This is a genomic window from Skermanella mucosa (assembly GCF_016765655.2).
GTDB lineage: Bacteria > Pseudomonadota > Alphaproteobacteria > Azospirillales > Azospirillaceae > Skermanella > Skermanella mucosa.
On the sequence record NZ_CP086106.1, the window covers coordinates 4,398,686 to 4,418,642 of the forward strand.

General features: G+C 68.7%; 23 protein-coding genes and 1 pseudogene. 12 read left to right on the top strand and 12 right to left on the bottom strand.

Annotated elements, in window-relative coordinates; translation table 11 throughout:
* Positions 1-35: 35 nt before the first annotated feature.
* A pseudogene (locus JL100_RS20435) lies at positions 36-1,459 on the bottom strand (IS3 family transposase); the annotation flags it as partial.
* A 206-nt stretch (positions 1,460-1,665) separates the two neighbouring features.
* A complete protein-coding gene (gene rpmE / locus JL100_RS20440) occupies positions 1,666-1,890 on the bottom strand; it encodes a 50S ribosomal protein L31 (RefSeq protein WP_037457659.1) in 225 nt (74 codons plus the stop codon).
* A 180-nt stretch (positions 1,891-2,070) separates the two neighbouring features.
* Between rpmE and JL100_RS20445 the strand changes: the two genes are divergently transcribed.
* From JL100_RS20445 to JL100_RS20460, 4 genes are all read left to right on the top strand, one after another.
* Positions 2,071-3,912: an ABC transporter transmembrane domain-containing protein gene (locus JL100_RS20445; protein WP_407697025.1), complete on the top strand. Its 1,842-nt coding sequence runs from the start codon at positions 2,071-2,073 to the stop codon at positions 3,910-3,912.
* A gap of 9 nt (positions 3,913-3,921) precedes the next feature.
* Positions 3,922-4,146, top strand: a complete 225-nt coding sequence (locus tag JL100_RS20450) for a hypothetical protein (protein ID WP_202684614.1) — start codon at positions 3,922-3,924, stop codon at positions 4,144-4,146.
* 97 nt (positions 4,147-4,243) lie between these two features.
* Complete coding sequence (locus JL100_RS20455; RefSeq protein ID WP_202684615.1) at positions 4,244-4,708, top strand: RrF2 family transcriptional regulator; 465 nt, start codon at positions 4,244-4,246, stop codon at positions 4,706-4,708.
* A 172-nt stretch (positions 4,709-4,880) separates the two neighbouring features.
* Positions 4,881-5,483, top strand: a complete 603-nt coding sequence (locus tag JL100_RS20460; protein ID WP_202684616.1) for a hypothetical protein — start codon at positions 4,881-4,883, stop codon at positions 5,481-5,483.
* Between the two features lie 21 nt (positions 5,484-5,504).
* On the opposite strand, the gene JL100_RS20465 is transcribed toward JL100_RS20460, so the two are convergent.
* Positions 5,505-6,119, bottom strand: coding sequence for a PAS domain-containing protein (locus JL100_RS20465; RefSeq protein ID WP_202684617.1), 615 nt, complete (start codon positions 6,117-6,119; stop codon positions 5,505-5,507).
* 284 nt (positions 6,120-6,403) lie between these two features.
* Between JL100_RS20465 and JL100_RS20470 the strand changes: the two genes are divergently transcribed.
* A complete protein-coding gene (locus tag JL100_RS20470) occupies positions 6,404-6,610 on the top strand; it encodes a hypothetical protein (RefSeq protein ID WP_202684618.1) in 207 nt (68 codons plus the stop codon).
* Positions 6,611-6,648: 38 nt separating this feature from the next.
* On the opposite strand, the gene JL100_RS20475 is transcribed toward JL100_RS20470, so the two are convergent.
* The 3 genes from JL100_RS20475 to JL100_RS20485 form a co-directional block, all read right to left on the bottom strand.
* Complete coding sequence (locus JL100_RS20475) at positions 6,649-6,945, bottom strand: HNH endonuclease (protein ID WP_228420814.1); 297 nt, start codon at positions 6,943-6,945, stop codon at positions 6,649-6,651.
* Positions 6,946-7,051: 106 nt separating this feature from the next.
* On the bottom strand, positions 7,052-7,834 hold the full coding sequence (locus tag JL100_RS20480) for a 3-hydroxybutyrate dehydrogenase (RefSeq protein WP_202684620.1): 783 nt from the start codon (positions 7,832-7,834) through the stop codon (positions 7,052-7,054).
* A gap of 111 nt (positions 7,835-7,945) precedes the next feature.
* The gene (locus JL100_RS20485) at positions 7,946-11,182 is read right to left on the bottom strand and encodes an AsmA family protein (RefSeq protein WP_202684621.1); all 3,237 of its coding nucleotides are present in this window, start codon (positions 11,180-11,182) and stop codon (positions 7,946-7,948) included.
* 259 nt (positions 11,183-11,441) lie between these two features.
* On the opposite strand from JL100_RS20485, the gene JL100_RS20490 reads away from it, so the two are divergent.
* Positions 11,442-11,624: a DUF4169 family protein gene (locus JL100_RS20490; RefSeq protein ID WP_202684622.1), complete on the top strand. Its 183-nt coding sequence runs from the start codon at positions 11,442-11,444 to the stop codon at positions 11,622-11,624.
* A gap of 120 nt (positions 11,625-11,744) precedes the next feature.
* Entirely contained in the window at positions 11,745-12,548 is an 804-nt protein-coding gene (locus JL100_RS20495; protein WP_202684623.1) for a DUF2189 domain-containing protein, read from the top strand.
* Positions 12,549-12,563: 15 nt separating this feature from the next.
* Here the strand turns inward: JL100_RS20495 and JL100_RS20500 are convergent, their stop codons facing one another.
* From JL100_RS20500 to JL100_RS20510, 3 genes are all read right to left on the bottom strand, one after another.
* A complete protein-coding gene (locus JL100_RS20500) occupies positions 12,564-13,679 on the bottom strand; it encodes a 5-(carboxyamino)imidazole ribonucleotide synthase (protein WP_202684624.1) in 1,116 nt (371 codons plus the stop codon).
* Positions 13,676-14,143 carry a 5-(carboxyamino)imidazole ribonucleotide mutase gene (purE, locus tag JL100_RS20505; RefSeq protein WP_202684685.1) on the bottom strand — a complete coding sequence of 156 codons (468 nt, stop codon included), beginning with the start codon at positions 14,141-14,143 and terminating at the stop codon, positions 13,676-13,678. The genes JL100_RS20500 and purE overlap by 4 nt, the downstream gene beginning before the upstream one ends.
* Positions 14,144-14,286: 143 nt before the next feature.
* Positions 14,287-14,487 (bottom strand): YdcH family protein, encoded by a 201-nt coding sequence (locus JL100_RS20510; RefSeq protein ID WP_158046558.1) that lies wholly within the window; start codon positions 14,485-14,487, stop codon positions 14,287-14,289.
* A gap of 197 nt (positions 14,488-14,684) precedes the next feature.
* Here JL100_RS20510 and JL100_RS20515 point away from each other — a divergent pair, with 197 nt between their 5' ends.
* From JL100_RS20515 to JL100_RS20535, 5 genes are all read left to right on the top strand, one after another.
* Positions 14,685-15,770, top strand: a complete 1,086-nt coding sequence (locus tag JL100_RS20515; protein WP_202684625.1) for an ATP-dependent 6-phosphofructokinase — start codon at positions 14,685-14,687, stop codon at positions 15,768-15,770.
* Entirely contained in the window at positions 15,760-16,302 is a 543-nt protein-coding gene (locus JL100_RS20520; protein WP_228420815.1) for a TIGR02444 family protein, read from the top strand. The genes JL100_RS20515 and JL100_RS20520 overlap by 11 nt, the downstream gene beginning before the upstream one ends.
* A 118-nt stretch (positions 16,303-16,420) precedes the next feature.
* A complete protein-coding gene (locus JL100_RS20525; RefSeq protein ID WP_202684626.1) occupies positions 16,421-16,711 on the top strand; it encodes a hypothetical protein in 291 nt (96 codons plus the stop codon).
* A gap of 75 nt (positions 16,712-16,786) precedes the next feature.
* Positions 16,787-17,044: a type II toxin-antitoxin system VapB family antitoxin gene (locus tag JL100_RS20530; RefSeq protein WP_202684627.1), complete on the top strand. Its 258-nt coding sequence runs from the start codon at positions 16,787-16,789 to the stop codon at positions 17,042-17,044.
* A complete protein-coding gene (locus tag JL100_RS20535) occupies positions 17,041-17,469 on the top strand; it encodes a type II toxin-antitoxin system VapC family toxin (protein ID WP_202684628.1) in 429 nt (142 codons plus the stop codon). The genes JL100_RS20530 and JL100_RS20535 overlap by 4 nt, the downstream gene beginning before the upstream one ends.
* Here the strand turns inward: JL100_RS20535 and JL100_RS20540 are convergent.
* The 3 genes from JL100_RS20540 to JL100_RS20550 all read right to left on the bottom strand — a co-directional run bounded on the left by JL100_RS20540 (position 17,459) and on the right by JL100_RS20550 (position 19,939).
* Positions 17,459-18,085 carry a UbiX family flavin prenyltransferase gene (locus JL100_RS20540; RefSeq protein WP_202684629.1) on the bottom strand — a complete coding sequence of 209 codons (627 nt, stop codon included), beginning with the start codon at positions 18,083-18,085 and terminating at the stop codon, positions 17,459-17,461. The two genes, JL100_RS20535 and JL100_RS20540, sit on opposite strands and share 11 nt — an antisense overlap.
* A gap of 6 nt (positions 18,086-18,091) precedes the next feature.
* Positions 18,092-18,787 carry a DUF1013 domain-containing protein gene (locus JL100_RS20545; protein ID WP_202684630.1) on the bottom strand — a complete coding sequence of 232 codons (696 nt, stop codon included), beginning with the start codon at positions 18,785-18,787 and terminating at the stop codon, positions 18,092-18,094.
* Positions 18,788-18,931: 144 nt separating this feature from the next.
* Positions 18,932-19,939 (bottom strand): NAD(P)H-quinone oxidoreductase, encoded by a 1,008-nt coding sequence (locus JL100_RS20550; protein WP_202684631.1) that lies wholly within the window; start codon positions 19,937-19,939, stop codon positions 18,932-18,934.
* Positions 19,940-19,957: the final 18 nt, after the last annotated feature.

Below are 19,957 nucleotides of genomic sequence, written 5' to 3' on the forward strand. Positions count from 1 at the left end.
GAACATCGGGATGAGGGATGTGCGCCGCCGCCTTCCTCCGGCGCGGCCGGCGGGTTGATCCAGACCGCCGCGGGCGGTGCGGGAGCTTCGGGCCGCTTGCTCACGAAGCGTTCGGGATGCCGGCGGTGGACGTCATCGAGCACTGCCTGCCGTGCCGACCGGATCGCGCCGGTGTCGCCATAGTGGACCTGGTGCGGCGTCATCAGCGCCAGCCCGGAGTGCCGGTGCACGGTGTTGTACCAGGCGAAGAAGGTGCGGCAGAACACCCGGGCGTCCTGGATCGAGCCGAAGCGCTCGGGGAAGTCGCGATGGTACTTCAGCGTCTTGAACTGCGCCTCGGAGAACGGATTGTCGTTGGACTGCTGCGGCCGGCTGTGGCTGCGCGTCACGCCGAGGTCGGCCAGCAACTCGACCACCGCCCTGGCCTTCATGGCGCCGCCGCGGTCGGCATGCAGCGTCAGCCGGTCACGGGCGACACCCTGTTTGCGCACGGTCTGCCGGATCAGCCGCTCGGCAAGCGCGGCGCTTTCCCGGTAGGCTACCGTCCACCCCACCACGGCGCGGCTGAAGATGTCGAGAATGACGTACAGGCACAGCCACGTGCCCTTGACCGGCCCCTTCAGCTTGGTGATGTCCCAGCTCCACACCTGGTTGGGGCCGGTGGCCAGCAGTTCGGGCTTGGTATAGACCGGATGCCGGCGCTGCTGCCGGCGCTCCCGAACCTCGTCATTGGCGGCCAGCAGGCGGTACATGGTGCGCACCGAGCACAGGTATCGCCCCTCGTCGAGCAGCGTGGCGTAGACCTGGGCCGGGGCGGCATCGACGAAGCGCTCGCTGTGCAGCAGGTCGAGAACCTGACGGCACTCGGTCCTGCTCAGCGCGCGCGGAGGAGAGGGCCGGCGCACCGGCGGGAGGGGCGGCCCGACCTGGCGCAGCCTGTCGCGATGGCGGTAGAAGCTGGCGCGGGGGACGCCGAGCGCCCGGCAGGCGGTGGCGACGTCCACGGCCGGGACCGCCTGCTCGATGGCGGTCATCACCTGCGCTCGCCCGGATCGGTCGAGCCGAGTGAGGTCTCCAGCAGCTGAGCGACTTTTTTTTGGAGCTCGATGATCGCCTCGGCGCGGGTGAGCTGGTCGCGCAGGCGAGCGTTCTCCCGCTCCAGGCGCACCACGTCGTTCTTGTGAGGATTGGCCGGCGCGCTCTTCGGCCCCGATCTGGCCGGCGCCGGTCCGTGCAGCGTGCCGGCGTCGCGCTGTCGGCGCCACCGTCCGACATTGGACGAGTACAGACCTTCACGACGCAGGATGGCGCCGACATCACCGGGACGGGCGCGGTCGATCTCGTCCAGGATGCGCAGCTTGTCGGCCACGCTGAACGTCCGGCGCTGGGGCCGGTCACTCACCTCCGGGTCCGGTGGTGAAAGCGGGGTTCCGGTTTGGGGTAGGGAAGTCATGCTCATCAGGTCCTCAACAGCGCCCTCTACTGATCAGTTCAGCAGGCAACTGTCTCATCCGACGTTGGCACAGAGGGACCTGCCGTTTCTTCGCCGGGCGCGGACATGCGAAAAGGCGCCCGGGTTACGGACGCCTTTTCACGTAGTCGATCTCATGTCAGGCAAGGCCCTGCAAAAGCGTGCGGCTAATGGGCTTGACGCCCCGAAGCGGCTTACTTCTTCAGGCCGAAGCTGCCGAAGCGCTTGTTGAACTTCGCGATCTGGCCGCCGGTGTCGAGCAGCTTCTGAACGCCAGTCCAAGCCGGATGCGACTTCGGATCGATGTCCAGGCGCAGCGTGTCGCCAGCCTTACCCCACGTGCTCCGGGTCTGGAACGAGCTTCCGTCGGTCATGACGACGTTGATCTCGTGATAGTCCGGATGGATGTCTTTCTTCATGGCCCAAGTCCCCGAAAACGAGCGCGCCTTATAGCGGACCGCTCGCCGGGACGCAAGCGGCATATCCGGAAATCAGGCGTCGGGCGGGCTGATGTGACGCGGGCGGCCCCGCTTGTTGCCCTGGCGACAGCTTGCTATACCAACGAAGGCCGTTCAAGCTCCGTCATTGCGGGATTCCTCCTGGTGTTTCGAGAAAATAACAACGCTGAGGCCGCGCCCAAGCAGGCGTCCCCCCAGCGCCGTGACCTCGGCCCGCTGCGCCAGCTCATCCCGTTCCTGAAACCGTACCGCCTGGCGATCGCCGGCGCCGTGGTGGCGCTGGTCGTCGCGGCCGGCACGGTTCTGGGGCTGGGCGCCGGCCTGCGCGCGCTGGTCGACCAGGGATTCGCCGCCGGAAACTCCCGGCTGCTGGACCAGGCGCTGCTGGTCATGCTGGGCGTCATCTTCATCCTGGCGGCCTCGACCTTCGGGCGGTTCTACTTGGTCTCCTGGATCGGCGAGCGGGTCGTCGCCGACCTGCGGCGGGCGGTGTTCGACCATGTGGTCAGGCTGAGCCCCGCCTTCTTCGAATCCACCCGCACGGGCGAGATCCTGTCGCGGCTGACCACCGACACCACGGTGCTCCAGGTCGTGGTCGGCTCCACCGTGTCGATCGCGCTGCGGAACCTTCTGCTGCTGGCCGGCGGATCGGTGATGCTGGTGATCACCAGCCCCAAGCTGACCGGCCTCGTCTTCCTGGTCGTGCCGCTGGTGGTGGTCCCGATCATCGTGTTCGGCCGCCGGGTGCGCAAGCTGTCGCGGGAGAGCCAGGACCGCGTCGCGGATGTCGGCTCCTTCGTGGACGAGACGCTGGGCGCCATCCGCACGGTCCAGGCCTATGGGCACGAGGACGCGGAACGGCGCAATTTCGGCGGACGGGTCGAGGAAGCCTTCGCCGTAGCGGTCCGCCGGGTGCGGGTGCGCGCGATCCTGACCGTCATCGTCATCGTGATGGTGTTCGGCGCGATCGGCACCATCCTGTGGGTCGGCGGCCACGACGTGCTGGCCGGCCGCCTGACCGGGGGCGATCTCTCGGCCTTCGTCTTCTACGCGGTCGTGGTCGCCGGTTCGGTCGGCGCGATCAGCGAGGTGATCGGCGACCTCCAGCGGGCGGCCGGCGCCACCGAACGGCTGTTCGACCTGATGGCGACGGTGCCGGAGATCACGGCGCCCGCCGATCCGGTCCCCCTGCCGGTGCCGGTGCGGGGCGCCGTCGGTTTCGACGCGGTCCGCTTCCACTATCCCTCGCGCCCGGACGACGCGGCGCTCAATGATTTCAGCCTGTCCGTCGAGCCGGGCGAGACCGTGGCCCTGGTCGGGCCGAGCGGCGCCGGCAAGACCACGGTCTTCCAGCTCCTGCTGCGCTTCTACGATCCGCGCGAAGGCCGCGTGCTGGTCGACGGCGTCGACGTCAGGACGGCGGACCCCGCGGAGGTCCGCGCCCGGATCGGGCTGGTGCCCCAGGACCCGGTGATCTTCTCCACCAGCGCCCTTGAGAATATCCGCTACGGCCGGCTGGACGCCAGCGACGACGAGGTGCGCGCCGCGGCCGAGGCGGCGCACGCGCTGGAGTTCCTGGATCAGTTGCCGGAGGGGCTGAACACCTATCTGGGCGAGCGGGGCGTCCGGCTGTCGGGCGGCCAGCGCCAGCGCGTCGCCATCGCGCGGGCCATCCTGCGCAATCCGCCGATCCTGCTGCTGGACGAGGCGACGTCGGCCTTGGACGCGGAAAGCGAGCGAGTCGTCCAGGCGGCGCTGGAGCGCCTGATGGAGAACCGGACCACCCTGATCATCGCCCACAGGCTTTCGACCGTGCTGAACGCGGATCGCATCGCCGTGATGGAGGGCGGGCGACTGGTTGCAACCGGGGGTCATGCAGACCTGATCCGCCAGGGAGGTTTGTACGCGCGCCTCGCGTCGCTCCAGTTCGACCTTCGCGAGGATGACGGGCAGTCCCTTGCCTTGCGCGGCGTCGCGGAGTAAGTGTTTGACATGGTTGACACGCGCCCCACCGGTCCGAACACGAATCTTCCCGTCCGCAGCGACACCGGCAGCGGTCGCACGCCGGCTGGCCGCCCTGTCGAGGAGCCGCGGAGCAGGCGGACCCATGCCGGGCGCGTTCCCAGCCTGAAGCAGTTGGCAAGCCTGATGGTGGACGGCATCCTGACCTTGCCCTCCTATTACCGCCGGGGCATGTACCTGGATCTGCTGGTCTGAGTCCCGGCTTCGGCCTTGGCCGGCCGGTCCCTGGCCCGACACCCCGCGGCGTCCCTTTTCCCGTTTCCACCTTCCGGCCCCGGCGGCACCCTTCCCCATGCTTTCCCAGAAAGCCAAGTACGCTCTCCGCGCCCTCCTGATGCTGGCGGAGCGCCCCGACGACGACTTGGTCATGATCGCCGACATCGCCGAACGGGAGAACGTTCCGCGCAAGTTCCTGGAAGCGATCCTGCTGGACCTGCGCAAGCGCGGACTGCTGGACAGCCGCCGGGGCAAGAACGGCGGCTATCGCCTGGCCAAGCCGGCGGCCGCGATCTCCTTCGGCGAGGTCATCCGGATCGTGGACGGCCCGTTGGCGCCCCTGCCCTGCGCCAGCCGGAGCAGTTTCCGCCCCTGCGAGGACTGCACCGACGCGGAGACCTGCTCGGTCCGCTGGCTGATGCAGCGGGTCAGGGACGCCACGGCGGACATCCTGGACAACTGCTCGCTGGAAGACGGGCTGAAGCACCGGCGGGCGACCGGGACGCTGCCGGGCGAGGAGTCGGTCGCCTCTCCCGCCTGAACGCCGCCGCACGGTCGGTTCAACGCCGTTTCCATACTTCCTGGGCGCGGAGCTTTCGTGACGACGCCCTATGCACCATGTTCAATGCATTCTGAATTTGAGATGCTCCGCCCATGGCTGGCCGCTTGGCCGCCGGCCATGGCGCGGCGGCATTCGTGCGGGAGTGCAGGTCATGCAGCGAAATCACCAGCGACCCTCGGTTCTCCGGGCGCTCATGCTCGGATTGTTATTCGTGACGGCGCTGGCATCGCAGTCGGGAAGCGCTGGCGCCTGGAACACGGGAAAGCTTAACGAGTTCATGGGCGACTATGTCGGCCAGAGCATTTCGCTGGCCGACCAGGGCCTCAACGAGCGCGACTTGGCCGTGACCATCAAGCCTTACGGGAACGACGGCTTCTCCCTGGACTGGACCACGATCACCAAGCGGATCGACGGCAAGACGAAGCAGCAGTCCTATTCGGTCGCGTTCGAGCCGACCCAGCGGCAAGGCATCTTCAGGGCGGCGCAGCGGCGCAACATGTTTGGCCACTTCATGCCCCTCGACCCGATGGCGGGCGAGCCCTACCTTTGGGCGCATCTCGAAGACGATACGCTGACCGTCCAGGCGCTGCTGATCACGGACGATGGCGGTTACGAGATCCAGACCTATGAGCGCACGCTGGCGCCCCATGGCCTGGACCTCAAGTTCTCGCGGGTATCGGACGGCAAGGTCCTGAAGACGATCAGCGGCGTCCTGCGAAGGGTCAAGGGCGGCCAGGTCGAGCAGGGAAAGTAGACGGCGCCCGGGACGGCGCGCTCAGTCCAGCATGGTGCTCCTGACGGTGATGAATCGGGTGATGGTGCCGAGCCAGCCGGGGGCGAGGCCAAGCCCTTGGAGGAACAGGCAGCCGACCACCCGCGAGACCCGTCCCTCCGCGTCCGCGAAGGGAAGCAACAGCCGCTCGCAGACCACCGGCGCGGCACCCCGCCGGCGCAACTCGTCGTCGGACCAGATGACCTGCCCGGTCGCGCGGACCTTCTGGCAATCGCTCTCAAGGCGTTCGCTTCCCGGTCCCAGGAGGCCGCCGCCCAGATGGCGACCGGAGAGGTCCACCCCGAAAGTCCTGACAAGGCCGCTTCCGAAGCGGCTGAGGCAGGCTCCGGCGTCGGTGAACTTGACCTCGAACATGTCGGGCAGCCAGGGACCCAGTTCCGGCACGATGTCGAGCGACCAGACCGGCAGATGATCGTGCGTGTGCTGGTGGCGCAACCAAAGCTCGTACATGCACCAGAGGCGCTGGTCGCCCGGATAGTAGCTGCTGAGGTTCCAGGAGAAGCCGTCGCAGATCCCGGCGGCCGCCACGGGGTTGGCGACGGAAGGTTCGCTGTAGAACCGCTCCAACTGAGCCGTAACGGCTTGCGCAATGGACATCGGGGCCTCGCCGGTAGGAGGCCAGGGGACTTCCTGGCCTCCCAGTACCAAGCACGAAGTATGCCAATCGGAGGAGTTCCCGCCAAATCACCTGTTCCAAAGATGTGATCTCTGTTCCGAGGCATATGGAACCGACCGTCTGGGCACGCCGGCCGGGTAGATTCTGCCGGTAGGAAACTCCTGCCGGAACATGTTGCTGCAAGTCTTGTTCGTTTTGAAGCGACCCGGGGCCCCAGGATCGCCGCCAGACTTCTCAAAAAGCGAATGCGAACAGGAGAAAACCCATGAGCACGATTTCGCGTTTTGCAACCGGGGCAGTCCTGCTGCTGGCCCTCGCCGGCTGCACCGACAACATGATGGGCCGTTCCGATCCGCCGGCCACCTCGCCTGCCGGCACTTCGACCAACGGGCTCGGTACCGACCAGGTGATCTGCCCGCCCGGAAGTCAGGACCCCGAGTGCCTGCGTCCCAGGACCAACCCCGACGACTGATCCGCTAGCATCCGACGAGCGACGGGCCGGGGCCGCGATCAGCGGCGCCCGGCCCGGTGTTTCGCCATGAAGGTCGGCGGCTTGCGGCAGACCCAGCGGATGAAGCGGGCGATCTCCGGATGTTCCCGCAGCCGGTCCACCGTGTGGTAGTGGTCGCGAAGCTCCTTTTCGCTCAGCACCGCGTGGATCTTGGCGTGGCAGATCCTGTGCAGGACTACCGTCTCCGTCCCCTTGTAGGTCCGCGGCACCAGATGGTGGAGGTTCACGCTGGGTCCGGGCACCAGCGGACGGCCGCAGAGCGGGCAGATCCCCCCGGCCTCCTTTTCCTCCGTCACCACGGCCGGTTTCTCACGACTGGATCGGACCCGCTTCAGGAATGACCGGACCACTCCCGGGCGAAGGCGCCAGGAGCGCCCTCTCCCTGAGCGCGGGTGGACAGGGCTACTGGGCCGTCCATCCGCCATCCATCGGCAGGGCGGTGCCCGTCATGTTTCCGGCGGCCTCGGAACACAGGAACACCGCGAGTTCCCCCAGTTGCTCCGGGGTCACGAACCGCTTCGATGGCTGCTTCTCTCCCAGCAGTTCGCGCGCCGCGTCCTCGCCGCTCAGGCCCTTGCGTTCGGCCAGCGCGTCGATCTGCTTCTGGACGAGCGGCGTCAGCACCCAGCCCGGACAGATCGAGTTGGAAGTGACGCCGGTTTCAGCGTTCTCCAGGGCGATCACCTTGCTGAGGCCGATGACTCCATGCTTGGCGGCGACATAGGCCGACTTGTTGACGCTGGCGACGAGACCGTGAGCCGATGCGATGTTGATGATGCGGCCCCACCCGCGCTGCTTCATCTGCGGCAGGGCGTAATGGGCGCCGTAGAAGACCGCGGACAGGTTGATCGCGATGACGGCTTCCCAGCGCTCGGCCGGGAATTCCTCGACCGGGGAGGTGAACTGGATACCGGCATTGTTGACCAGGATGTCGACCTTGCCGAGCTCTGCGGTGGCATGATCGATCAGCCCCTTGATCTGGTCGGGCTTGCTCATGTCGGCACCGTCATAGCCGACCCTGACGCCGAAACGGTCGGCGATGCCCCTCTTCAGGGCGTCGATGGCATCGGCATCGCCGAAGCCGTTCAGCATCACGTCGGCTCCCTTGGCCGCCAGGGCCTCGGCGATGCCGAGGCCGATGCCGCTGGTGGAGCCGGTGACGACGGCGGTCTTGCCTTTAAGCATTCTTGATCTCCTTCGAGGGCGAGGCTGCGACGGGAGTGATAGACGCTGGTGGGGAACAGGCCAAGCACTTCGCTGTGCGCCACGCCCGAATGCCCGCGCGGCGGCGGCGGATCAGCGGGAGGGGTCCGGCTCCACCGGGACGACCACCGCCCCCGGGGGCACCGGGCCGGCGTCGGCCGCCTTGCGCCGGCTCGACTCAGCGGCCCGGCTTTCCAGGAATTCGGCCAGCTCCCCGGTGTCGAGGGACCGGCGCGGTCGGTCCAGGGGACCGGCGAGCGTCAGGCCGAAGGCCGGCAGCTCGGGATCTGCGATCAGCTTGACGCCGAGGCCCAGGTCGAGCGACCACTCGGCCAGGTTGGCCGAACCGCCGCCGGTGATGTCGGCGTTCGGAGCGGTCATGGCGAGATCGTCCGATCGAACCACGCCCTGCTCGATCTCCAGGGTTCCGGCAAGCCGGTCGAACGGGCTTTCTCCGCCGGCCATGGCGCGGGCGAGCTGGTCGAGCGTACGTTGCGGCTTGTCGGCGCCGGCCACCGCGGCCAGGGCGCCTTCCAGATCCATTCCCGAGAGGGTGCCTTCCCGTATCACCACCCGGCCGGAGCCGCCGAGGGCGGCGACCAGGGCCGCGGGGCTGTTCCCGACGGTGCCGAGATCCAGGTCGAGGTTGAGGACGCCGTCCGTAAGGTCGACTCCGGCCGGTCCGGTGCGGAGCCGGGACAGGTCGGCGTCGACGACCGCCAGCTTGGCCGCGACCCGCGGGGGTTCGCCGGGCACCGCCGCCAAGCTGCCGGACAGGCCGATCCGCCCGCCGAAGGCACCGCCGTCGAGCTGTTCGACGGTGAGGATGCCGCCCTCCAGCCGGGCGCGGACGGCGGGGTCCGCCAGACGCCGGTCGTCATGGACGATCGCGCGGGAGGTCAGCGCGAACTTGCCGTCGACGGCCCGCAGCCAATCGAGGGAGACCGGGGTCTCGGACCACAGCTCTCCTTCCGCCGCCAGGGCGGGCTGGATCAGCGAGGGGACCACCAGGGCTCGGGAGGATGACTGGAGAAACCGGTCGATCACGATCTCCCCGGTCTGGAGGCGGGCGTCGATGACGGGCCGCTCGCCCGCGAGGTCGATGGTGGTTTCGCCCTGGACGCTGACCGGTCCGGCCATGCCCTGGATCGCCGACAGCGACAGCGCGGATTCGGACCCCGCCACCTCGGCATAGACGTCGAACGCGCCGAGAGTGCCGGCCGGGCGCCAATCCGGCGCGAACAGCTGGACGAGCCGGGCGGCGTCCGGATGGGTGGCCCGGACCTTGATGTCGTAGTTCGGCGCGGTCGCGACCTGGCTCAGGCTGCCGCCGGCCTGGACGGACCCGCCGCCGCCGGCGAAGGTCAGGTCGAGCGCCAGCCGCTCCGAGTCGCCCGCCACCCTGCCCTTCAGGGCCGCCTCCCCCAGGCGGTCGGCCGGCAGCGTCGCCGGCCATGCCGCCGGAAAGGCACGGCTGAAGGGGACCAGGGAGCCGGCCTTGAGATCGACCGACAGGTCGATGTCGTCGAGCGGCTTCAGCTTCCGGATCCCGCCCTGGACGGTGCCGGAGATGCCGGCGGCGTCGGCCGCGCGGAACTGGCGGACCGACAGCGACCCGTTGGACAGGGTGCCGTCGAAGCCGGCCTGCTGGACCGGGACGCCTGAAACGGTCAGGGTGCCGATCTCGGCATTCAGGTTGGCGTCGAAGCCTTCGAGCCACCCGGCGACATCGGGCCGGGCGACTCCTTCCGGCCTGACATGGACCTCGCCGGTGTCGGTCACCCCGGTCAGGTCGGGCGCGTAGGCGTCCAGGTTGAGGCGGTCGATCTCCAGCCGGGCGCCGAAGCCCGGGCGCCCGCGGTCCACATAGGCGACGCCGCCCGTCATCCGGGAGGTATCGACCCTGAGGTCCAGCCCGGCGAACTGGAAATTGTCGGGCCGGCCGGTTAGGCGGCTGGTCATGGAGAATTTGCGCAGGCGGTCGGCCGGGACGCGGTCCACCGAGTAGCCGAGCCACTCCAGCAGCGCCCTGAGATTGTCGGCGTTGGCATCGACCGAGACATCCACGACGGGCAGCCCGCGTTCGGCCGTCAGGGTGCCGGTGACCGCGACGTCGGCGCCGCCCGGCAACAGGGCCGAAAGCCGGCGCAGGGTCATCGATCCGTTCTCGAGGCCGGCATCCAGCCGCGCCTGCCGGACGATGTTGCCGCGATAGTTGAGGGCGTCGATGTTGAGCGTCAGCTTGCCCAGCAGGCCGGCGGGCAGCCGGAAGGCCGGCGCGCCGTCGCTCCCCAGGGCCGCCCAGCTGTCCAGGTCGAAGCGGTTGAAGGTCAGCGCCAGCTCGCCCTGGGCCGGCCCCGCCGCGCCTTGGGACGCCACGGCGGCGGGCAGGTACTTGAGCGCGCCGGTGCCGCGGGTATCGCCGACCTGGAGCTCGATCCCGTTCAGCTCGACCAGCCGGGTCGAGGCGTTGACCGCGGTGCGGAAGGCGAAGGGCTGCCGCAGCACCCCCGGCAGCTCGGCCGACGGTGGCTCCCCGGCGGCCTTCAGCACCGCCGCGGTGGCCGGCCGCAGGTCCGGCCCCTCCGCCCGGAGGTCGCCCTGGACCCGCGCCTCCGCCCCGGTGATGACGATGCCGGCGAACCGCAGGGTGCCGGCGGCGTCGGGCTGGCGGAGCGCCACCCGGACCGGAAGCGCGCCGCCCTCCCCCATCCTGCCGGCGGTCAGCTCGACCGCGAGCGGAACGCCGCGCGCAAGCACCGACCCCTGGATCTGGAACGGGCCGACCAGGCTGCCCGCGACGATCTGGGCATCGACCGACTCGACGCGCTCGTGGATGGCGGCGGTCGCGTCGCGATAGACGACGGTGCCGTTCTCGATCGTGACCTTGTCGAGCTGGACCGCCTCGGCGAAACGGTTCGACGGGAGGGCCGCGTTGCCGGCCGGGGTGAAGTCCCAGTTGCGGCGACCGTCGCGCATGACCTCCAGCGCGATCACCGGCTCGATCAGCGCGATGCTCTGCACCTGGATGCGCCCGCTGAGCAGCGGCATGAAGGCGACTCGGACGTCCAGCTTGCGCAGCCGCGCCATGTCCGGCTCCGCGGCGCCGGGCAGGCTGGCGAGCCGGGCGCCGGCCACCGACAGGGTCGGCCGGGGCAGCAGGGCCAGGTCGATGTCGCCGTCCAGGGTGACCGCGCGGCCGGTGGCGGCGCTGATCCGCTCGGCGATATCCACCTTGTAGCTGTTCCAGTCGATCAGGCTGGGAATCACGAGGACGGCGCCGACGACAAGCAGCAGGACGGCCAGGAATCCGATGAGAAGCTTCTTCACGAGGGGTCCGCCGATACCATTCGTTCCAGTGGCCCGGGGCACCAGGGTCCGGTCATGGTGCTGCCGAGGGGGGCGCCGTCCGTACTATGGATGCCGATCCCGCCGTTACCGCCCGATTGGGCGAGTATGCGGGACCGGGTACCTGCGCTAAGCTAAAGAAGCAGGCGTGTTTAAGCAAACCACCATTGCTCCAAGTCGCAATTTCGGCTTACGCAAGGCGATTTGTAGGCACAGACAACAAACAGGGCGGGACCATCCCATGGGAGACGTCGTCAATCTGAACCGCTTCCGCAAGGCGCGGGAGAAGAGCGAGCGGGAAGCCCAGGCGGCGGCCAACCGGGCGAAGCACGGGCGCACGCGCGAGCAGCGCGCCCGAGAGAAGGACGAGGCGGTGCGCCGGGCGAAGGACCTGGAAGGGAAGAAAATAGACGACCCTGTCTAGTTAACGCAAAACTAAGTTTGCGGAATTACAGCATCGTGAAAGATTCGCTCTTACCCCAAAGGTAAAATGCGCTACATTGTCGCAGATCGCTGCCCAGTGTGGGCTTTTGGGGAGGCCACGATGACTTACGCTCACAATAAAGCGAACGGCTCGCACGCCGGCTCGTCTCACGCATCCGCGGTTCCGCACATCCGCTCCGTCAGCCTGGACCGTCCCTGGGCTTGGCTTTCGGCGGGATGGGACGACTTCAGCCGCGCCCCCATGGTCAGCCTGAGCTACGGCATCGCCCTGGTGGCCGTCAGCTATATGCTCGTCCTCGGTCTTTCGTCGGTCGGCCTGTTCTACCTGGTATTGCCGCTGGTCGCCGGCTTCATGCTGGTGGGACCGATCGTCGCGGTCGGCCTCTACGAGGTCAGCCGGCTGCATGGCGAGGGGCGGCCCGCCGGGCTGTCGGATGCCTTCGGCGCCTATGCCCGCAACGCCGGCCAGATCGCCGGTATCGGGCTGGCGCTGATGCTGATGCTTCTGTTCTGGGTCCGGGTGGCCCTGCTGGTGTTCGCGCTGTTCTTCAGCTACCAGCCTCCGACCCTGGAAGGCTTCGTCAACACCGTCTTCTTCACCGAGCAGGGCATCATGTTCCTGATCGTCGGCTCGGCCATCGGCGGCGTCATCGCCTCGGCCGTCTTCGCGGTCACCGCGCTCTCGATCCCGATGCTGCTGGACCGCGACACCGACCTGTTCACCGCGATCACCACCAGCATCACCGGGGTGATGAAGAACTGGAAGACCATGGCCGGCTGGGCCGGGCTGATCGTCCTGTTCACCGCGGCCGGGCTCGCCACCGCCTTCATCGGCCTCGCCCTGGCGCTGCCGCTGATCGCCCACGCCAGCTGGCACGCCTACAAGGACATCGTCGGCGACTGAGCGGCCAAGCCGGGATCAAGGTCCGGCTATCGACCCCAAGGGAACGAGGCGCGTCACATGGCCCATCTTGCGGCCGGGGCGCGCCTCAGCCTTTCCATAGAGATGAAGCCGGGCGCCGGGTTCGGCCAGGAGCGCCTGCCACTGGTCCACGTCCGAGCCGATCAGGTTCTTCATCACGGCGTCGGCGGTGCGCTCGACCGATCCGAGCGGAAGGCCGCAGACGGCGCGGACCAGCTGCTCGAACTGGCTGGCGGCGCAGGCGTCGATAGTCCAGTGGCCGGAATTGTGCGGCCGGGGAGCCACCTCGTTGACCAGCACCTCCCCATCGCGGGTGACGAACATCTCCACCGCCAGCACGCCGACGAACTGGAGCGCCTGGGCGATCCGGCAGGCGATCCGCCCGGCCTCGTCCGCGATCTCCGGCGCCACGGCGGCGGGCGCGATCGTCTCGTCCAGGATGTGGTCGGCGTGCCGGTTCTCGACCGCCGGATAGGCCGCCATGGCGCCGTCCTGCCCCCGGGCGACGATCACCGAGATTTCCAGCGCGAAATCGACGAACCCCTCCACGATGGCGTCCACGCCGCCGATGCTTTTCCAGGCGTCCACCGGCGCCACGTCGCCGGTCAGCTTGACCTGCCCCTTGCCGTCATAGCCCATGCGGGCCGACTTCATCACGCAGGGCGTCCCGATCTCCTGGAAGGCGGAGGCTGCCTGGCCGGGGCAGCGGGCCGGCCGCCAGGGCGCCGTGGCGATGCCGAGGCGGTTGACGAAGTCCTTCTCCAGCAGGCGGTCCTGGGCGATGGCGAGCACGCCGGGGCCGGGATGGACCGGGACGAACTTGGCGAGGAAGGCGACGGTCTGGACCGGGATGTTCTCCCACTCCAGCGTGACCACGTCGACCGAGCGGGCGAACCGGGCCAGCGCCTCGTGGTCGCCGTAGCCGGCCACGGTCTCCGCCGCGGAGACCTGGGCGCACGGGCTGTCCCGGTCGGGCGAATAGACATGGGTCCTGTAGCCCAGCCGGGCCGCCGCCAATGCCGTCATCCGGCCGAGCTGGCCGCCGCCGAGCATGCCGATGGTGCCGCCCGGGGCGACGGTCCGCACGGGACCTCCCGTCACGGGGCCGGTCATGGCGCGACCTCCGCCGGAATCTCGGCCACGGCGCCGGTCTGCCGCTCCCGCCAGGCGTCGAGCGCCCGGGCGATGGACCCGTCCGACAGCGCCAGGACGGCCGCCGCCAGCAGGGCCGCGTTGATGGCGCCCGGCTTGCCGATCGCCAGCGTCCCGACGGGAATGCCGCCGGGCATCTGGACGATCGACAGCAGGCTGTCCATGCCCTTCAGCGAATGGCTCTCGATCGGCACGCCGAACACCGGCAGCGGGGTCATGGCGGCGGCCATGCCCGGCAGATGGGCGGCGCCGCCGGCTCCGGCCACGATCACCTTGATGCCGCGGCCGCGGGCGCCCGAGGCGTACTCGTAGAGGCGCTGCGGCGTGCGGTGGGCCGAGACGATACGGGCCTCGAACGGGACGCCGAGCGCGTCGAGGACGTCGGCGCCGTGCTTCATGGTCGGCCAGTCGGACTGGCTGCCCATGATGATGCCGACCAGCGGCGCCGGGGCGGAATCGGGGATCGGTGTTGCGTTGGCGCTGGTCACTGTGGGCGGCCCGATGCTCGAAGTTTGGAAAACGGCGATTATAGGAACGCAGAACGGCGGAGCAAGCCCGCCCCGCCCGGTCAGGCGATGATGTCGGGGAGCAGCCGGCTTTCCAGCCGGGCGATCTGGTCCTTGAGCAGCAGCTTGCGCTTCTTGAGCCGCTGGATCTGGAGCTGGTCGAACGGAGCCTGCTCGCCGATGCGGGCGATCACATCGTCGAGGTCGCGGTGCTCGCTGCGAAGCGACGCCAGCTTCTGCTGCAATATTTCCTGTTCATTCATCGGTAGGTACGCATCTTCGTGCAAAGCCGGGGCCGCCCGGACCGATCGGGGCCGGGATGTCGAGGGCGCGTTATAACAGAATTCCACGCCACCCGTGAGAGGCTTGCATGGGTGGTTGCGGCATTGGCGCGGTTTGGTAACACTGCCCTGGCCCTCTACGGGGCCTCGACACCGGTCACAGCGAAAGACGGGCGGACATGAAGGGTGAAAAGCGCATCGGCATCCTGACCAGCGGCGGCGACTGCGCGGGTCTCAACGCGGTGATCCGCGCGGTGGTCCACCGGGCGACGCTGACCTACGGATGGCAGGTGATAGGGATCAAGGAAGGCACCATGGGCCTGCTGTCCCGGCCGGTCCAGTACGAGGTGCTCGACCTGGACATGGTCGGAAGCTCCATGATGCGCCAGGGCGGGACGATCCTGGGCACCACCAACCGCGGGGACCCGTTCGCCTTCCCCATGTCGGACGGGACGGTCAAGGACCGCAGCGCCGAGATCGCCGGCGGCTACCGGGAGATGGGCCTGGACGCGCTGATCGGCATCGGCGGCGACGGCAGCTTCGCGATCCTGCGGAAGCTGGCGCAGCAATGCGGCATGAACCTGGTCGGCGTGCCCAAGACGATCGACAACGACCTGGGCCTGACCGAGGTGTCGGTCGGCTACGACACCGCCGTCGCGGTCGCGACCGAGGCCCTCGACCGGCTCCAGCCGACGGCGGCCAGCCATGCCCGCGTCATGGTGCTGGAGGTGATGGGCCGCGACGCCGGGCACATCGCGCTGGCGGCCGGCATCGCGGGCGGCGCCGACGTGATCCTGATCCCGGAGATCCCGTTCCAGATGGACCGCATCGCCGACAAGATCCGCCAGGTCCGCAACCAGGGCCGGAACTTCGCGCTGGTCGTGGTGTCGGAAGCGGTCAAGACCACCGAGGGCAAGGAGATCCAGAAGGAATACCAGGGCGGCGAGAAGCGGTTCGGCGGCATCGGCAACTATATCGGCGAGCAGATCGCCGCGGCCACCGGCGCCGAGACCCGCGTGACGGTGCTGGGCCATGTCCAGCGCGGCAGCATGCCCAGCCCGCGCGACCGGCTGATCGCCTCGGCCTTCGGCGTCCACGCGGTCGACCTGATCGCCGAGGGCAAGTTCGACCGCATGGTCGCCTGGTCGAACCGCGAGGTGATCGACGTCTCGATCGAGGACGCCATCGCCCGCTACCAGGCGGTCGAGCTGGACGGCGCGCTGGTCAAGACCGCGCGCGGCCTGGGCATCTGCCTTGGCGACTGACGGCGCAAAGGACCCGGCGGCGGACCCCGCCGGTGACCTGTGGCGGTTCGCGCTGGCGCTCTACGGCCGGCCGGGGGTGTCAGGCCACTGCCTGATGCTCCAGGACCGGCACGGATGCGACGTGACGGTGCTGCTGTTCGCCGCCTGGGCCGGGGCCGCGCGGGGCATCGCCCTGGCGGCGCGGGACCTGGCGGCGGCCCGGGCGGCGGTCGAGGCTTGGCACGGCGAGGTGGTCCGGCCCCTGCGCGCGGTCAGGCGCCGGCTGAAGCAGGGTCCGCCGCCGGCCCCGACCGGGCGGACCGGGGAACTTCGGGCCAGGATCCAGGCGATCGAGATCGAGGCGGAGCGGATCGAACTGGAAGTGCTGGCCGGCCACCTGCCCGGCCCCGCGGAGTTCCGGGGGCGGGCCACGCCGGAACTGGTGCTCGCCAACCTGGAGCTCGTGGCGCCGGGCCTGGAGGGGGAAGGCCGGGCAGCACTGGCCGCAGTCGCCGCGACGGCATATTCAATTGGTAATACCATCGAACTTTAGGCTCGCCGGGGAGTTTCCTGAAGATATCCGAGCCGTAGCGTCTATCCTGTCATGGGACTGCAATGGATGCGGACGGGCCGAATTCTTCAAGGGAAGCACCGGCGCGATGATGGAACTTATGTTTACGCTTAAAGGCTGCACTCCGACCGTCGAGGAACGCGCCCGGCGCCTGTTGAAGTTCGAACTGGGATACGAGGCGGCGGGATCGACCGTGACGGTGGCGACGCTGTTCGGCCGCTGCCATGTGGACCCCGGAGAGACCGCGCAGCACCTGATGCGCATCCCGCCGCACGACGCGGTCGATCACCTGGCCGACTGGATCCACAGTTTCCAGATTGACGGCGAGTTCTGCCCGGAACCGAAAGCCCTGGCCACCGCAGCGCTTCGCCACGCCGGACGGGCGGTGTGAACCGGCTCCAAGGTAGACGGGGAATGCACGCTCGGGCATAATCGGAGAACGTGCAGGAGACGGCGGACGGCAGCCATGCCTCTTGATATCAAGGACCCGGAAGCTGACCGCCTGGCCAGCGAGCTAGCGCGGCGGCGCGGAGTGAGCGTCGCCGAAGCCGTGTTGGCGGCCCTTCGGGAGCAGATCAGGCGCGAAGACGAGAAGAGCAATTCGAGCGTCACTGCCGGAGAACTTCTCGAAATCGCCAAACGATACAGCAGCCTTCCCATTCTGGACGACCGGCCGGAGGAGGAAATCCTTGGCTACGATCAGCATGGCCTCCCGCGACGATGATCGTCGATACCTCCGCGGTCATCGCGATTCTCGAGCTTGAACCCGAGGCTGCCGACTTCGCGGGTCTCATCGCGAAGGCCGATACCCCTTGGATCTCTGCGGTTGCCGTAGTCGAGGCTGGAATTCTGGCGGAAAGCCGACGTGGCCCGGCGGGTGCCGATGAATTGGACAGGTTTCTCGTCCGGGCCAAGTTTCAAATCATACCGTTCGACCATGTCCAGGCTCGGATCGCACGTCAGGCATTTCGCCGGTACGGCAAGGGCCGCCACCCGGCCAGCCTGAATTTCGGCGATTGCATCGCCTATTCCCTGTCAAAGGCTTCCGGCAAGCCTCTTCTGTTCAAAGGCAATGATTTCGGCAAAACCGATGTCATCACCTGCTTACCCACGTCCCCGCTCCCCGTACAAGACGAGCCTATCGCATAGGACCCCGCCCGCGCCTGACGCCGCCTTCCTCCACCGGTTCGCCCCAGCGGCGGACGAGACCGGCATCCAGGTCGAACATGTCGAGGACACGGCCGACGGTGTGGTCGATCAGGGCGTCCACCGTGTCCGGGCGGGCATAGAGGGCCGGGACCGGCGGGGCGATGACGGCGCCCATCTCGGCGAGCGAGACCAGGGTCCGCAGATGGCCGAGGTGGAGCGGGGTTTCCCGGACCATCAGGACGAGGCGGCGGCGTTCCTTCAGGACGACGTCGGCCGCCCGGGTCAGCAGCGTCGAGGTGACGCCGGTGGCGATCTCGCTCATGGTCCGGATCGAGCACGGCGCCACCACCATGCCCAGGGTCCGGAAACTGCCGCTGGAGATCGCGGCGCCGATGTCCTGGATGGGATAGGCGACGGTCGCCAGGGCGCGGACGTCGGCGACCTTCAGGTCCGTCTCGCAGGCCAGGGTGACTTCCGCCGACCGGCTCATCACCAAGTGGGACTCGACGCCGAGCCGGTTGAGCGCCTCCAGCAGCCGGACGCCGTACATCACGCCGGACGCGCCGCTGATTCCGACGATGAGGCGGAGCGGCCGGCCAGCGGCGCTGTCATCCATGGCGGATCAGTCTACCGTCTCGTCCAGGTCGGAACCGTAGCCGCCGGCGTACTTGTCGCGGCCCCGGTCGTCGTCGTCATCGCGCCCGGCGGCAGCGGGCTCGTCGGCGAAGCCGGAGCCGCCTTCACCCTCGTACTCCTGATCCTCGCCCTCCTCGTCGGCCATCGTGACCGGGGCGCCGCCCGGACGGCGGATGGTGGCGATCGCCTCCTCCAGCTCGCGCTGGGTGCACAGGCCCAGGAGCACGGGGCTGCGCGGCTTGATGTTGGGCGTGTTCCAGTGGGTCCGGTCGCGCACGGCGGCGATGGTCGGCTTGGTCGTGCCGATCAGGCGGCTTACCTGGGCGTCGGACAGGTCGGGGAACTGCTTGACGATCCAGGCGATGGCGTCCGGCTTGTCGCCGCGCTTGGTCACCGGGGTGTAGCGCGGCCCCTTGGAGCGGGAGACCGGCTGCGGCAGGTCCTGGACGAGCAGCCGGAGCTTGGCGTCGGGGTCCTTCTCGCACCGATCGATCTCCTCCTTGGAGAGCTGGCCGTTGGCGATCGGGTCGAGCCCGACCATGCCGACCGCCACCTCGCCGTCGGCGATCGCCTTGATCTCCAGCGAATGAAGGCCGCAGAAGGCTGCGATCTGCTCGAAGGTGAGCGCGGTGTTTTCGACCAGCCAGACGGCGGTCGCTTTCGGCATCAATGGCAGGGGCATCGGTCCTCCGGAAACTCTCTGGCTGGCTCGTCGTTGCGCAAGCGCGACCCTTGATATCCAATATAGGGAGTCGGGACAGCGTCGGCGAGCAGGTTGGTCGTCGATAGTCTGTGCATGTACTTAAGGTCGGTCCGGGCTTTCAACTCAGGCGTCGAAGGTCAGGACGATCTTGCCGATATGGCTGCTGGTCTCCATCAGCGCGTGGGCGGCCGCCGCCTCGCGGAACGGATACGTCTTGTGGATCAGCGGCTTGACCTTGCCCGCCTCGATCAGCGGCCAGACCTTCTCCAGCAGGGACGCGGCGATCCGGCCCTTGTCGGCCACCGTGCGCGGACGCAGGGTCGAGCCGGTCAGGGTCAGGCGCTTGATCATCACGGGGGTCATGTTCAGCGTGACCTTGGAGCCACCCAGGAAGGCGATGCTGACATGCCGGCCGTCGGGCGCCATGCAGTCGATGTCGCGCTGGACATAGTCGCCGCCGACCATGTCGAGGACGACGTCCACGCCCTTGCCGCCGGTCAGTTCCTTGACCACGGCGGCATAGTCCTCGGTCTTGTAGTCGATCGCCCGGTCGGCGCCCAGCCGTTCGCACGCCCGGCACTTGTCGGCGCTGCCGGCGGTCGTGAAGACCCGCGCGCCGAACGCCTTGCCCAGCTGGATGGCCGTCGTCCCGATGCCGCTGGAGCCGCCGTGGACCAGCAGGGATTCGCCCTCCGCGAGGCGCCCGCGGTCGAACACGTTGGTCCAGACGGTGAAGTAGGTCTCAGGCACGCCGCCGGCCTCCGTCAGGCTCAGCCCCCTGGGAATGGGCAGCACCTGGGGAGCGGGCGTCACGCAGAACTCCGCATAGCCGCCGCCCGGCGTCAGGGCGCAGACCTGCTGGCCGACCTGGAAATCCGTCACGCCGGAGCCGACCGCGGCCACCTCGCCGGCCACTTCCAGGCCGGGCAGGTCGGAGGCGCCGGGCGGCGGCGGATAGGCTCCCTGGCGCTGAAACACGTCGGGCCGGTTGACGCCGGCCGCCGAGACACGGATCAGCACCTCGCCCGGCCCGGGCTGGGGAACCGGCCGGGTCGTCGGTCGCAGCACGTCGGGACCGCCGGGGGCGGAGATCTCGATCGCGGTCATGGTGTGCGGCAGGGCGGAGGCCATGGGCTTCCTCTTGTAGGC

Excerpts from the sequence above, each read along its gene's own strand:
- rpmE (WP_037457659.1), bottom strand. The coding sequence starts at position 1,890 with ATGAAGAAAGACATCCATCCGGACTATCACGAGATCAACGTCGTCATG.
- JL100_RS20450 (WP_202684614.1), top strand. The coding sequence starts at position 3,922 with ATGGTTGACACGCGCCCCACCGGTCCGAACACGAATCTTCCCGTCCGC.
- JL100_RS20455 (WP_202684615.1), top strand. The coding sequence starts at position 4,244 with ATGCTTTCCCAGAAAGCCAAGTACGCTCTCCGCGCCCTCCTGATGCTG.
- JL100_RS20460 (WP_202684616.1), top strand. The coding sequence starts at position 4,881 with ATGCAGCGAAATCACCAGCGACCCTCGGTTCTCCGGGCGCTCATGCTC.
- JL100_RS20465 (WP_202684617.1), bottom strand. The coding sequence starts at position 6,119 with ATGTCCATTGCGCAAGCCGTTACGGCTCAGTTGGAGCGGTTCTACAGC.
- JL100_RS20470 (WP_202684618.1), top strand. The coding sequence starts at position 6,404 with ATGAGCACGATTTCGCGTTTTGCAACCGGGGCAGTCCTGCTGCTGGCC.
- JL100_RS20480 (WP_202684620.1), bottom strand. The coding sequence starts at position 7,834 with ATGCTTAAAGGCAAGACCGCCGTCGTCACCGGCTCCACCAGCGGCATC.
- JL100_RS20490 (WP_202684622.1), top strand. The coding sequence starts at position 11,442 with ATGGGAGACGTCGTCAATCTGAACCGCTTCCGCAAGGCGCGGGAGAAG.
- JL100_RS20495 (WP_202684623.1), top strand. The coding sequence starts at position 11,745 with ATGACTTACGCTCACAATAAAGCGAACGGCTCGCACGCCGGCTCGTCT.
- JL100_RS20500 (WP_202684624.1), bottom strand. The coding sequence starts at position 13,679 with ATGACCGGCCCCGTGACGGGAGGTCCCGTGCGGACCGTCGCCCCGGGC.
- purE (WP_202684685.1), bottom strand. The coding sequence starts at position 14,143 with ATGGGCAGCCAGTCCGACTGGCCGACCATGAAGCACGGCGCCGACGTC.
- JL100_RS20510 (WP_158046558.1), bottom strand. The coding sequence starts at position 14,487 with ATGAATGAACAGGAAATATTGCAGCAGAAGCTGGCGTCGCTTCGCAGC.
- JL100_RS20515 (WP_202684625.1), top strand. The coding sequence starts at position 14,685 with ATGAAGGGTGAAAAGCGCATCGGCATCCTGACCAGCGGCGGCGACTGC.
- JL100_RS20525 (WP_202684626.1), top strand. The coding sequence starts at position 16,421 with ATGTTTACGCTTAAAGGCTGCACTCCGACCGTCGAGGAACGCGCCCGG.
- JL100_RS20530 (WP_202684627.1), top strand. The coding sequence starts at position 16,787 with ATGCCTCTTGATATCAAGGACCCGGAAGCTGACCGCCTGGCCAGCGAG.
- JL100_RS20535 (WP_202684628.1), top strand. The coding sequence starts at position 17,041 with ATGATCGTCGATACCTCCGCGGTCATCGCGATTCTCGAGCTTGAACCC.
- JL100_RS20540 (WP_202684629.1), bottom strand. The coding sequence starts at position 18,085 with ATGGATGACAGCGCCGCTGGCCGGCCGCTCCGCCTCATCGTCGGAATC.
- JL100_RS20545 (WP_202684630.1), bottom strand. The coding sequence starts at position 18,787 with ATGCCCCTGCCATTGATGCCGAAAGCGACCGCCGTCTGGCTGGTCGAA.
- JL100_RS20550 (WP_202684631.1), bottom strand. The coding sequence starts at position 19,939 with ATGGCCTCCGCCCTGCCGCACACCATGACCGCGATCGAGATCTCCGCC.